The sequence below is a fragment of the Kitasatospora sp. NPDC088779 genome (genome assembly GCF_040685395.1).
GTDB lineage: Bacteria > Actinomycetota > Actinomycetes > Streptomycetales > Streptomycetaceae > Kitasatospora.
Genome location: NZ_JBFBHW010000015.1, coordinates 176189 through 188523 on the forward strand (window position 1 = coordinate 176189; position 12335 = coordinate 188523).

The window sequence follows — 12335 nt, forward strand, 5'->3', positions numbered from 1 at the left end:
GCTCCCACCGCTATGATCACCACGAGCTGCCGGGGAGGAGGCGCACCATGTCGGAGAGCACGACCCGGCCCAGCTCGCTCATCCACACCGTGTACGGCGAGTTCGTGCGCCGCCTCGGCGGCTGGATCTCGATCGCCGACCTGATCGCGCTGATGGCCGAACTCGACGTCGACGGCCCGGCGGTGCGCTCGGCCATCTCCCGGCTGAAGAAGGCCGGCACCCTGTTCCAGGAGCGCCGCGACGGCACCGGCTACCGGCTCGCCCCGGCGATGGGCCCGGTCTTCGAGGAGGGCGACCGCCGGATCTTCCACAGCCTGGAGCCCGCCGAACTCGCCGACGGCTGGGTGGTCGCGGTCTTCTCGGTGCCCGAGTCCGAGCGCGCCCACCGCCACCAGCTGCGCTCCCGGCTGAGCTGGCTCGGCTTCGGCAACGCCGCCCCCGGCGTCTGGCTGGCGCCCGCCCGGCTGCTGCCAGACGCCCGGCGGCTGCTGGAGCGCCTCGGGCTGAGCGCCTACGTGCACCTGTTCCTGTCCGCCGAGTACGCGGGCTTCGCCGAACTGCGCACCGCGGTGGCCGGCTGGTGGGACTTCCCGGCGATCGAGGCGCAGTACGCGGCCTTCGACGACGCCTGGCGCCCGGTCGCCGCCGAACTGCGCGGCCGGCCGCGGGTCGACCCGGTCGAGGCGTTCCGCGACTACGTCCCGATGCTCACCCAGTGGCGCCGGCTGCCCTACCTGGACCCGGGCCTGCCCGAACCGCTGCTGCCCGCCGACTGGAACGCCGTCGCCGCGCGGGCCGTCTTCACCGAGCTGCACGCGCTGCTCGCCGAGCCCAGCCTGCGGCACGTCGAGAAGGTCACCGGCCTGCCAGCCGGCGCCCCACCCCACCAGGAGCCGCGATGACCGACCCCGCCCCCGCCGACCTCCTCGTCCGCGCCGCCGCCGTCCACACCCTCGTCCCCGGCCGGCCGCCGCAGCGGGCGATCGCCGTCACCGGGGCACGGATCACCGCCCTGTCCCCCGACCCGCACGGCCTGGACGACCTGGTCGGACCGGCCACCGAGGTCCTGGACGCCCCCGCCGCGACGGTGCTGCCCGCCTTCGACGACACCCACACCCACCTGATCCTGGCCGGCCACAGCGTCCACGGCGTCCCCGTCCACCGGGCGCGCGACCTCGCCGCGTTCCTCGGCCTGATCCGCGAACGCGCCGCCCAGACCCCGCCCGGCCAGTGGATCCACACCACCGTCAACTGGCAGGAGGTGCTGCTCGCCGAGCAGCGGCTGCCCACCACCGCGGAACTGGACGAGGCCACCGCCGACCACCCCGTCCTGGTCCGTCGCGGCGCCTACAACATGGTGCTCAACTCGGCCGCGCTGCGCCTCGCCGGCATCACCGCCGACACCCCCGACCCGCCCGGCGGCCTGCTCGAACGCGACGACCGGGGGCGACTCACCGGGCGGCTGGTCAACAAGGCGGTCGAACTGGTCGAGCGGGTGCTGCCGCGCCCCGCGCTCGCCGAACGGGTGGCCGGCCTGCGCGCCGCCTCCGCCGACTACGCCGCCACCGGCATCGGCACCGTCCGCGACTGCCTCGTCCCGGTCGAGGACCTCGACGTGCTGCTCGCGGCCCGGGCCGCCGGCGCGCTCGCCGTCCGGGTCCGGGCGCTGGTCTCCGGCTTCGCCGCCCGCACCCCCGAGCAGGTCGACGAGCTGCTGGACCGGATGGACGCCTGGCGCGCCGCCGGCGAGGACGACGACCTGCTGCGGCTGTGGGGGGTGAAGTTCGGCATCGACGGCGGCTTCGAGGCCGGCGCGCTGGAGGAGCCGTACCAGGACCGGCCCTGCTACCACGGCCGGCTGCTCTGGGAGCCGAAGGAGCTGGTCGCGGCCGTCGACCGGGTGGTCGGGCGCGGCTGGCGGGTCGGCGTGCACGCCTGGGGCGACCGCGGCCTGCGCACCCTGCTGGACGTCTTCGAGGAGGTGCTCGACCAGCGCCCCGGCCTGCCGCCCGGCACGCTGGTGGTCGAGCACGGCGGACTGGCCCGGGCCGACCAGCGGGCCCGGGCGATCGCGCTCGGCGTACCCGTCACCGTGCAGCACCCGCTGCTGCACGACGGCGCGCTCGCCCAGCAGCGGGCCTGGGGCGAGGAGCGGACCGCCGGGATCTTCCCGCTGCGCGAATGGCTCGACGAGGGCGCGCTGCTGGCCGCCGGCTCGGACTTCCCGGTCGGCCCGTACGGCGCGATGGTGTCGGTGTGGGGCATGACGACCCGCCGGACCACCGCCGGGGTGGTGGGGCCCGAGCACGCCGTCGACCGGGCCGAGGCGGTCGCGCTGCACACCGTCCACGCGGCCCGGCTGATGGGCGAGAGCGCCGAACGCGGCAGCCTGCGGCCGGGGGCGCTGGCCGATCTGACGGTGTGGCCGGTCGATCCGCTGAGCTGCCCGGTGGACGTGCTGCGCGAGCTGCGGCCCGAGCGCACGGTCGTCGGCGGGCGGACCGTCCACCCGGCCCAGGCCTAAGGACCGTCCGGCCGGACCTCCTGGAGCAGCCCCCAGGTGAAGTCGGCGGTGCACGGGCGCGCCCGCCCGTCGGCGTCCGGGGCGGTGAAGTCGAGCTGGAAGCGGGTCGGCGCGCTGCCCTCGCGCGGCCGGGCGGGCGGAAACGCGGCGCCCAGGTCGGCGACCACGCAGCTCCACGGCGCGAGGTCGGCGAGGGTGCGCAGCCCGGGCGCCGGGGCGTCCGGTCCGCGCACCAGCCACTCGTTCAGCAGCGGCCGACCGGCCTGCGCCGGACCGAGCAGGCTCTCGAAGCGCAGCTCGGGCCAGAGCGGCAGCGCCCACTGCCGCGCGGTGCAGGCGAGGTCCCCGATCCGGCGCGGCACCACCGCCTGCGGCGGGCCGAGGACGGCGGCGCAGCGGTCGGCGCCGCGTGGGAACCGGGGCGAGCGGACCATCGCCTGCCAGCGCTTGTTCGCCTCCCGCATGGCGGCCCGGGTCGCGCCGAGCCGCCGCACGGCCTGCTCGACCGGTTCCGGGTTGAAGTCGGCCATCCGGCGCAGCAGCACGAGCTGGAACTCGGTGGCCCCGAAGCCGTGGATCGCCATGGCAGCAGGGTAGTGCCCGGGGCGTGGCACCGCCCTGCCGCCGAAGCGTTCGACCGTCGAAGGGGTCGAACGCCGAAGGGGTCGAACGTCGGGGCCGTCAGCCCCCGACGTAGGCCGCGAGGTGCTCGCCGGTGAGGGTGGAGCGGGCGGCGATCAGGTCGGCGGGCGTGCCCTCGAAGACGATCCGGCCGCCGTCGTGGCCGGCGCCCGGGCCGAGGTCGATGATCCAGTCGGCGTGCGCCATCACCGCCTGGTGGTGCTCGATGACGATGACCGACTTACCGGAGTCCACCAGCCGGTCGAGCAGCCCGAGCAACTGCTCGACGTCGGCGAGGTGCAGGCCGGTGGTCGGCTCGTCGAGGACGTAGACGCCGCCCTTCTCGGCCATGTGGGTGGCCAGCTTGAGCCGCTGCCGCTCGCCGCCGGACAGCGTGGTGAGCGGCTGGCCGAGGCTGAGGTAGCCGAGCCCGACGTCGGCGAGGTTGGCGAGGATGCGGTGCGCGGCCGGGATGCGGGCCTCGCCGGTGCCGAAGAACTCCTCGGCCTCGGTCACCGGCATCGCGAGCACCTCGCTGATGTCGCGGCCGCCGAGGTGGTACTCCAGCACCGAGGCCTGGTAGCGCTTGCCCTCGCACTCCTCGCAGGTGCTGGCCACGCCGGCCATCATCGCCAGGTCGGTGAAGACCACCCCGGCGCCGTTGCAGTTGGGGCAGGCGCCCTCGGAGTTGGCGCTGAACAGGGCCGGCTTGACGCCGTTGGCCTTCGCGAAGGCCTTGCGGATCGGCTCCAGCAGCCCGGTGTACGTCGCCGGGTTGCTGCGCCGGGAGCCGCGGATGGCGCCCTGGTCGACGGACACCACGCCCGCGCCCGTGGGGATCGAGCCGTGCACCAGCGAGCTCTTCCCGGAGCCGGCGACGCCGGTGATCACGGTCAGCACCCCGAGCGGGATGTCGACGTCGACGTCGCGCAGGTTGTTCGCCCTCGCGCCGCGGATCTCCAGGGTGCCGTTCGGCTCGCGCACCGCCTTGCGGACCGCGGCCCGGTCGTCGAAGTGGCGGCCGGTGACGGTGCCGCTGGACCGCAGCCCCTCGACGGTGCCCTCGAAGCAGACCGAGCCACCCGCCGTCCCGGCGCCGGGTCCGAGGTCGACGACGTGGTCGGCGATCGCGATGGTCTCCGGCTTGTGCTCCACGACCAGCACCGTGTTGCCCTTGTCCCGCAGCCGCAGCAGGAGTTCGTTCATCCGCTGGATGTCGTGCGGGTGCAGGCCGGTGGTGGGCTCGTCGAAGACGTACGTGACGTCGGTGAGCGCCGAGCCGAGGTGCCGGATCATCTTGACCCGCTGCGCCTCGCCGCCGGACAGCGTGCCGGACGGCCGGTCGAGCGAGAGGTAGCCCAGCCCGATCTCCACGAACGAGTCGAGGGTGTGCCGCAGGGTCCCGAGCAGCGGCGCCACGGCCGGCTCGTCGAGGTCGCGGACCCAGGCGGCCAGGTCGCTGATCTGCATCGCGCAGGCGTCGGCGATGCTGGTCCCGCCGATCAGCGACGACCGGGCCGCCTCGCTGAGCCGGGTGCCACCGCAGTCGGGGCAGGCGGTGAAGGTGACCGCCCGGTCGACGAACGCCCGGATGTGCGGCTGCAGCGCGTCCCGGTCCTTGGTGAGCATCGACTTCTGGATCTTCGGGATCAGCCCCTCGTAGGTGAGGTTGACCCCGTTGACCTTGACCTTGGTCGGCTCGCGGTGGAGGAAGTCCTGCATCTCCTTCTTGGTGTACTTGCGGATCGGCTTGTCCGGGTCGAGGAAGCCCGAGTTCGCGTAGATCCCCACCGTCCACCAGCTGTCGGTCTTCCAGCCGGGGATGGTGATCGCGCCCTCGGAGATCGACTTGGTGTCGTCGAAGAGCTGGGTGAGGTCGATGTCGGAGACGCTGCCGCGGCCCTCGCAGCGCGGACACATGCCGCCGGTGATGCTGAAGCTGCGCCGCTCCTTGACGGTCTTCCCGCCGCGCTCGACGGTGACGGCGCCCGCCCCGCTGATCGAGGGGACGTTGAAGGAGAACGCCTTGGGCGAGCCGATGTGCGGCTGCCCGAGCCGGCTGAAGAGGATCCGCAGCATCGCGTTGGCGTCGGTGGCGGTGCCGACCGTGGAGCGGGGGTCCGCGCCCATCCGCTGCTGGTCGACGATGATCGCGGTGGTCAGCCCCTCCAGTACGTCGACCTCGGGCCGCGCCTGGGTCGGCATGAAGCCCTGGACGAAGGCGCTGTAGGTCTCGTTGATCAGCCGCTGCGACTCGGCGGCGATCGTGTCGAACACCAGGGAGCTCTTGCCGGAGCCGGAGACGCCGGTGAACACCGTCAGCCGCCGCTTCGGGAGCTCGACGCTGACGTCCTTGAGGTTGTTCTCGCGCGCGCCGTGCACGCGGATCAGGTCGTGACTGTCGGCACCGGGTGCCGCCGGCGGCTGCGCGGCCGTCCTCGTGGGCTTGCTCATCGTCTTCCCCATCTGTGCGGCGGAGCCGCCGTCGCGGTGGCTGATCACCGGCCGCCGCACCGGGGAGGGGAGCCCCGTCCACCGGTGCCGGCCAGGCATGGCGGAAGCCTAACCGCCGTCCCGAGGACGGCCCGGCCGGTGGGCCCGCGGATCGGCGTCCGGTACCGGCCGCACGGCGTGGCACGATCGCAGGGGCGGCCGGACGGGGGAAGCCCGCCCGACCGCCCCGGTCGGCCTCAGTCCTTCACCACGCCGGCCGGCGTCAGTCCTTCACCGCGCCGGCGGGCGTCAGTCCTTCACCGCGCCCGCCAGCCCGGACACCAGCTTGCGCTGGACCGCGATGAAGAAGATCAGCACCGGCACCGTCATCAGCGTCGACGCCGCCATGATGCCGCCCCAGTCGTTCTCGTCCGGCTTGAAGAAGACCAGCAGCGCGGACGGCAGGGTCTGGTTCTGGGTGGCGCTGATGATGAAGGTCTTCGCGAAGACGAAGTCGTTCCACGCGGCGATGAAGGAGAACACGCTGGTCGCGGCGAGGCCCGGGGCCACCAGCGGCAGCAGGATCCGCCACAGGATGCGGGTGCGGCTGGCGCCGTCGATCTGCGCGGCCTCCTCGATCGACACCGGCACGGCCGCGACGAAGCCGCGCATCATCCAGATGCCGAACGGCAGCGAGAAGGCCAACTGCACCAGGATCAGCGAGGCGAGGGTGTTCAGCCCGATGCCCGGCGCGAACCGGCCGGCGTCACGGAACATGAAGAACAGCGGGATGGTGAGCGCCTCGACCGGGATCATCTGGGCGATCAGGAACATCACCATGATGGTGGTGCGGAACCTGAACCGGAACCTGGTCACGGCCACCGCCGCCAGGAACACCACGACGGCCGAGAGCACCACCACCGACAGCGCGATGACCAGACTGTTCACGAAGTACCGGCCGAAGCCGTCCACGCTGAGCACCTGGCGGAAGCTCTCCAGCGTGGGGTGGGCCGTCCACGGCTTCGGATCCAGCGACCGCACCTCGCCCTTGGGCTTGAACGCGGACAGCACCATCCAGAAGATCGGGAAGGCGGTGACCACGGCCAGCACGATCGCGCCGGTGTTGGCGGCGAGCCGCCAACGGCCGCGGGTGTTGCGGGCTCGGGTGCTACCGGGCCGGGTGTTGCCGGTTCGGGTGTCCCGAACGGGGTTCAGAGTGCTCACAGTTCGTTCCCCGTCCGTCGCAGGGTGCGGATGTAGAGGACCGTCGGGATCACCAGGATCAGCAGCATGATCACGCCGATCGCCGCGCCGAGCCCGTACTGCGAGGAGGCGAACGCCTTCTGGTACGCGTACACGTTGAGCACCAGGTTCTGGCCGGCGATGCCGCCGCCCTCGGTCATCACGTAGATCTGGGTGAAGACCTTGAAGTCCCAGATCACCGACTGGATCACCACGATGGTCAGGATCGGCCGCAGCATCGGCGCGGTGATCCGGCGGAAGGTCGTCCAGGTGTTGGCGCCGTCCAGGGCGGCGGCCTCCATGATCTCCTCCGGGATCGCCCGGATCCCCGCGTAGAGGGTGACCATCACGAAGGGGAAGGAGTGCCACACCACGACGGCGCCGACGATCAGGAACGCCGTCCACTTGTCGTAGAACCAGTTGAACTCGTGGAAGCCGGTGAGCCCGAGCTTCACCAGCGTGTGGTTGACCAGGCCGAGGTTGGTGTCGAACAGGAAGCTCCACACCGTCGAACCGGTCATCGCCGGAGCCGCCCAGGCCGCCATCGCGGCGGTGGTCAGCACCAGCCGGGGCCACCGCCCGACCTTGGTCAGCAGGACGGCGAGGGTCGCGCCGACGGCCAGGGTGGCGACCACGCAGAACGCGGCGAAGCCGACCGTCTGCAGCAGCACCGACCAGAACTGGCCGTCGCTCAGGATCTTCGAATAGTTGCCGAAGCCGACGAAGGAGGTCGGGGCGCCCCCGGAGGCCTGGGCCTGCCCGAAGTCCAGCACGGACAGCAGGCCCAGCTGGTAGATCGGGTAGGCGACCAGCGGGATCAGGATGACCGCGGCCGGCAGGAGCAGCAGCAGCGGGGGCCGGCGGCGCCGGCCGCCCGAGGGTGCGGCCGGCGCCGTGCCCCCACGGCGCCCGCGCGGGGAAGGCGGCGCCGTCGGGGCGGTCGTGGTGGATGCGGACACGTGCGGGACCTGCTCTCTTCCGCGGACCAGGAGGTCGGTGCGGGACCAGGAGGTGGTACGGAACCAGGGGTTGGTACGGGGGTTGGAGGCGGGGCCGGGGGTCGGAGGCGGGTGCGCGGCCGCCGTCAGTGCGCGGCGAAGGCCGAGGTGATCTGGTTCGCGGCGTCGCCCGAGGCCTTCGCCACGTCCGCCTTGCCGGTGACCACCTGCTGCAGCATGGTCGGGATCACCGCCTGGGCGTCGATCTGCGCCCACGCCTGGTCGAGCGGGACGAACCTGGTGCCGGCCGCGATGGTGTCGGTGAACGGCTTCAGGAAGGCATCCTTGGCGGCGACCTTGCCGCTGACGGACTTGAGCGTCGGCAGGTTGCCCATCGCGTCGTACATCTGCTCCTGGTACGCCGGGCCCGCCAGCAGTTCGGCGAATTCAAGGGCGAGCGTGCGGTGCTTGGCCGCCTTCATCACGCCGAGGTTGTTGCCGCCCGCGAACGCCGGGGCGATCGAGCCGGCCTTCTCCCCGGGCAGCGGCACCACGCCGTACTTGCCCTTCACCGGGCCCCCGTCGACCTTGCTGCGGCTGGAGTTGGGCAGGATCGCCATCGCCGACTTGCCGGCCGCGAACAGGTCGACGGTCTTGCCGCCGGTGAGGTCGGCGCACTGCTGGGCGGGGCAGCCGTCGGCGCCGAAGAGATCGGTGTAGCGCTTGATCCCGGCCTGCGAGGCGGGCGAGTTGATGGCCGCCTTGTACGCGGAACCGTCCTTGGCGGCGATGTCGCCGCCCGCGTCCCAGACGAACGGCAGCGCCCCGAAGGTGTACTTGCCGCCGACGGCGATGCCGAAGGTGTCGGGGTTCGCGGCGTGGATCTTCTGGGTGGCGGTGACAAGTTCGGCGTACGAGGTCGGCGGGGTCAGCCCGGCCTCGGTGAACAGGTCGCTGCGGTAGTAGAGCGCGCGCACGGCGACCCACCAGGGCAGGCCGTACGTCTTGCCGTCCACCACGGCGGTCTTGACGATCGCCGGGTCGAGGTCGCCCTTGTCCTGCCACTTGTCGAGGTCGGCGCCGATCTCGGCGAGGCCACCGGCCGCGACGTAGCCGGGGAGGTCGGTGTTGCCGAACTCGACCAGGTCCGGGGCGCTGCCCGGGTCGTTGAAGGCGCCCTTCATCTTGGCCGCGCGGGCGGAGGCGTCGGTGTCGATGTAGCTGACCTTGACGGTGACGCCCTGGTGGGAGGCCTGGAACTCGCTCACCGCCTTGCCGACCACGGCCTCCTTGGCCGCGTTGCCCGCCTCGTTGTACAGCCAGACCTGGAGGGTGCCGGTCCGGTCGTCGGCGGCCTTGTCGCCGGCCGGCGCGGCGGTGCCCGGCGCGCAGGCGGTCGCGGCGAGGCAGCTGGCGGCGAGCACGGCGGCCGCGGCAGTCCGTCTGATGAGTCGCATGGGTGGAGAACCTCCCCTCCCGACAGTTGCCGCCGAGACGTGCGCCGCTGGGGACGGGTACGTCGAAGCAGGCCCTGACCGGGGCCGATGGTGGGTGTGGGTGGAGGACGGCCCGGACGCGTTGGGGGGCGTCCCGGGCAGGCCGGTACGGGGGTACGGCAGGGCGGACCGTTCGGGTGGGGCGGCGGCGCCTGCTCGATGGCAGGGACGTTAAGCGCGGGCGATCGGCGCCAACAAGAGGGGGTTCGGGAAGTTTTGCACTGCACAACGTTGTGTCGAAGAAGTGGCGTTGCGGACGCGAACGGGTACCTTCTGACAACCGCCGCCGTCGAGCGGGGGGAACACCGGCAGCACGCGGCAGCAGCACACGGCTGCAGTACACGGCGCTGGCACTCGGCAGCGGAACGAGACAGGGACGGACCACCCATGACGGAGACGGGGCCCGACGCGGAGACCGAGCGGCCCGCGGGCACGGCGGCCGACGGACCCACCGGCGCTGCGGCCGAACGACCCTCGGGCGCAGCCGCCGGGCGCAAACCCGCGACCGAACGCAACCAGTCGTCCTCGCTGCGCCGCGCGCTCGCCGTCCTCGGCCACGTCCGCGACCACAGCGACGGGCGCGGCGTCCCGCTCGCCCAACTCGCCGAAGCGCTCGGCCTCAACAAGAGCACCGTGCTGCGGCTCGCGGGCCCGCTGCTCGACGAGCACCTCCTCGACCGCGACCGCGAGACCGGCTGGTTCCGGCTCGGCCACGGCTCGCTGCGCCTTGGCCAGGCCTACCTCTCCACCCTCGACCTGCGCAGCGTCGCCGCCGAACACCTGCGCCGACTCCAGCGCGAGGCCGGCGAAACCGTCCACCTGACCGTCTGGCAGGCCCCCGGAATCGTCTACCTGGACAAGGTCGAAGACGAGACCAACGTCCGCATGGCCTCCCGCGTCGGCAGCCGGGCCCCCGCCTACTGCACCGCCACCGGAAAGGCCATCCTCGCCTGGCTGCCCGACGAGGCCGTCACCGAGGTCGTCGCCGCAGGCCTGCGCCCGGTCACCGCCTGGACCATCTCCGACGAGACCCGGCTGCGCGCCGACCTCGCCCGGATCCGCGCCCGCGGCTACTCCATCGACGACCGCGAGAACGAACCCGAGGTCCGCTGCGTCGCCGCACCGATCTTCGACCACGCCGGCGAGGTCACCGCCGCCCTGTCGGTCTCCGGCCTGACCTCCCGCATGACCGCCGCCCGCGTCCGCGCCCTCGGCCCCGTCGTCGCCCAGGCCGGGCTGCGGATCTCCCGCGAACTCGGTTCCGACCGCCAGCCGTCCTGAGCCCCGGCCCGGCCCTTGGGTTCTAGCGGTCGTCGCAACACCCGAGCTCAAGGTGTGCGATGGACTTCGAGATCCGAGGGGACCGGAAGCCGCAGGGGCCCAGGAAGCTCCGCGGCGAGCGGGAGGAATACTTCCGGCTCGTGCAGCAGGGCTACAGCAACAGAGAGGCGTCCCGGCTCGTGGGTATCCACGAGCGGACCGGTCGTGAGTGGCGCCACGGCCGGCCCGAGGGGCGTGTGAAGAGGCCGAGGCCGCCCGCGCGGGCGGCCGTCCCCTCACCGTCCGGGCCGTCCCGGTACCTGCGCGAGGACGAACGCATCCACATCGCCGACCGGCTGCGGGAGAAGGCCACCGTCCGCGCGATCGCCGCCGAACTGGGCCGCAGCCCCTCCACGGTCAGCCGGGAGATTCGCCGCAACCGCCATCCAGGCAGCGGCAGTTACCGGCCCCACGCCGCGCAGGCCCGCGCCGACGCCCGCCGGCCCCGGCCCAAACCCGGCAAGATCAGCCAGAGCCCGCAGCTACGGGACTTCATCCAGCGCCAACTGGACCGGAAATGGAGTCCGGAGCAGATCTGCCAGGCTCTGCGGGACACCTTCCCCGAGCGGCCGGAGATGCACGTGGCCCACGAGACCGTCTACCAGGCCCTCTACATCCAAGGACGGGGCGAACTGCGGCGCGAGCTGGCCGGTGCCCTGCGCAGCGGCCGCGCCCGCCGCGTCCCCCAGCGCCAGGCCGACTGCCGCAGGCCTCGCTTCATCGACCCGATGGTCATGATCAGCGAACGCCCCGCCGAGGTCGAGGACCGGGCGGTGCCCGGGCACTGGGAGGGCGACCTGATCCTCGGCAAGGACGGCGCCTCCGCGATCGGCACCCTGGTCGAACGCGCCACCCGCTACGTCATGCTCCTGCACCTGCCCCACGGCCGCACCGCCGAGCGCGTGCGCGACGCCCTGGTGGAGACCGTGCGGACCCTGCCGACGCATCTGGTGCGGTCGCTGACCTGGGACCAGGGCTCCGAGATGGCCTCCCACGGCTCGTTCACCGTCGCCACCGGCGTCCCGGTCTACTTCTGCGACCCGGCCAGCCCCTGGCAGCGCGGCTCCAACGAGAACACCAACGGCCTCCTGCGGCAGTACTTCCCCAAGGGCACCGACCTGTCCGCCCACACCCCGGAACACCTGACCCACGTCGCCGCCGAACTCAACAGCCGCCCACGCAAAACGCTCGGCTGGGAAACCCCAGCCGAGCGCCTGCATAAACTCATCGCGGCCTGATCAAACCGACCACGTGTTGCAACGACCCCTAGAAACCGCCGCCCAGGCCGGGGCTTCCGGGCTTCCGGGCTTCCGGCCGGGGCTATTCCGAGGGCAGCAGGACCCGCTGCTCCACCGGGGAGGACAGGATCACCGACGTCGCCGTCCGACCGAGCACGGAGATCGCCTCCCCAAAAGCAAACAAGGCCCGGCACCTTTAGAAAGGCGCCGGACCTCATCCGACAATTGGAGCGCCAGGCCCGGATCGCACGGACTCTTCCTACTGAAAGTAGGACGTGCTCTGGTAGCACCACTGACGCCTGACGAGGAATCATCTCCCTCGCGACACCCAGAACAATACCAGCCCCACACCCACACACCGAACCCCGACCAACCCGCACCCCAAAAGCAAACAAGGCCCGGCACCTTTAGAAAGGCGCCGGACCCCGTCCGACAATTGGAGCGCCAGGCCCGGATCGCACGGACTCTTCCTACTGAAAGTAGGACGTGCTCTGGTAGCACCACTGACGCCTGACGAGGAATC

General features: G+C 72.3%; 9 protein-coding genes. 4 read left to right on the plus strand and 5 right to left on the minus strand.

Features of this window, described 5'->3' with window-relative positions:
• Positions 1–47 precede the first annotated feature (47 nt).
• Positions 48–902, plus strand: coding sequence for a PaaX family transcriptional regulator C-terminal domain-containing protein (locus tag AB0P03_RS17260; RefSeq protein ID WP_350879095.1), 855 nt, complete (start codon positions 48–50; stop codon positions 900–902).
• Positions 899–2524, plus strand: coding sequence for an amidohydrolase (locus AB0P03_RS17265; protein WP_363629505.1), 1626 nt, complete (start codon positions 899–901; stop codon positions 2522–2524). Before AB0P03_RS17260 ends, AB0P03_RS17265 begins: the two co-directional genes overlap by 4 nt.
• Here AB0P03_RS17265 and AB0P03_RS17270 read toward each other — a convergent pair.
• The 5 genes from AB0P03_RS17270 to AB0P03_RS17290 form a co-directional block, all read right to left on the minus strand.
• Positions 2521–3108, minus strand: coding sequence for a hypothetical protein (locus tag AB0P03_RS17270; RefSeq protein ID WP_363585229.1), 588 nt, complete (start codon positions 3106–3108; stop codon positions 2521–2523). The two genes, AB0P03_RS17265 and AB0P03_RS17270, sit on opposite strands and share 4 nt — an antisense overlap.
• 97 nt (positions 3109–3205) lie before the next feature.
• Positions 3206–5599, minus strand: a complete 2394-nt coding sequence (locus AB0P03_RS17275) for an excinuclease ABC subunit UvrA (protein WP_363585313.1) — start codon at positions 5597–5599, stop codon at positions 3206–3208.
• Between the two features lie 288 nt (positions 5600–5887).
• Positions 5888–6691, minus strand: a complete 804-nt coding sequence (locus tag AB0P03_RS17280) for a carbohydrate ABC transporter permease (protein ID WP_363629511.1) — start codon at positions 6689–6691, stop codon at positions 5888–5890.
• A gap of 107 nt (positions 6692–6798) precedes the next feature.
• Positions 6799–7779: a sugar ABC transporter permease gene (locus AB0P03_RS17285; RefSeq protein WP_063350256.1), complete on the minus strand. Its 981-nt coding sequence runs from the start codon at positions 7777–7779 to the stop codon at positions 6799–6801.
• Between the two features lie 125 nt (positions 7780–7904).
• Positions 7905–9215: an extracellular solute-binding protein gene (locus tag AB0P03_RS17290; protein ID WP_363585231.1), complete on the minus strand. Its 1311-nt coding sequence runs from the start codon at positions 9213–9215 to the stop codon at positions 7905–7907.
• 426 nt (positions 9216–9641) lie between these two features.
• Between AB0P03_RS17290 and AB0P03_RS17295 the strand changes: the two genes are divergently transcribed.
• Positions 9642–10535 carry an IclR family transcriptional regulator gene (locus AB0P03_RS17295; protein WP_363629507.1) on the plus strand — a complete coding sequence of 298 codons (894 nt, stop codon included), beginning with the start codon at positions 9642–9644 and terminating at the stop codon, positions 10533–10535.
• Between the two features lie 59 nt (positions 10536–10594).
• The gene (locus tag AB0P03_RS17300) at positions 10595–11812 is read left to right on the plus strand and encodes an IS30 family transposase (protein ID WP_363629509.1); all 1218 of its coding nucleotides are present in this window, start codon (positions 10595–10597) and stop codon (positions 11810–11812) included.
• Positions 11813–12335: the final 523 nt, after the last annotated feature.

What these genes read in the sequence shown, in the direction of transcription:
- AB0P03_RS17295 (WP_363629507.1), top strand. Translation starts at nt 9,642, where the DNA reads ATGACGGAGACGGGGCCCGACGCGGAGACCGAGCGGCCCGCGGGCACG.
- AB0P03_RS17260 (WP_350879095.1), top strand. Translation starts at nt 48, where the DNA reads ATGTCGGAGAGCACGACCCGGCCCAGCTCGCTCATCCACACCGTGTAC.
- AB0P03_RS17275 (WP_363585313.1), bottom strand. Translation starts at nt 5,599, where the DNA reads ATGAGCAAGCCCACGAGGACGGCCGCGCAGCCGCCGGCGGCACCCGGT.
- AB0P03_RS17300 (WP_363629509.1), top strand. Translation starts at nt 10,595, where the DNA reads ATGGACTTCGAGATCCGAGGGGACCGGAAGCCGCAGGGGCCCAGGAAG.
- AB0P03_RS17265 (WP_363629505.1), top strand. Translation starts at nt 899, where the DNA reads ATGACCGACCCCGCCCCCGCCGACCTCCTCGTCCGCGCCGCCGCCGTC.
- AB0P03_RS17290 (WP_363585231.1), bottom strand. Translation starts at nt 9,215, where the DNA reads ATGCGACTCATCAGACGGACTGCCGCGGCCGCCGTGCTCGCCGCCAGC.
- AB0P03_RS17270 (WP_363585229.1), bottom strand. Translation starts at nt 3,108, where the DNA reads ATGGCGATCCACGGCTTCGGGGCCACCGAGTTCCAGCTCGTGCTGCTG.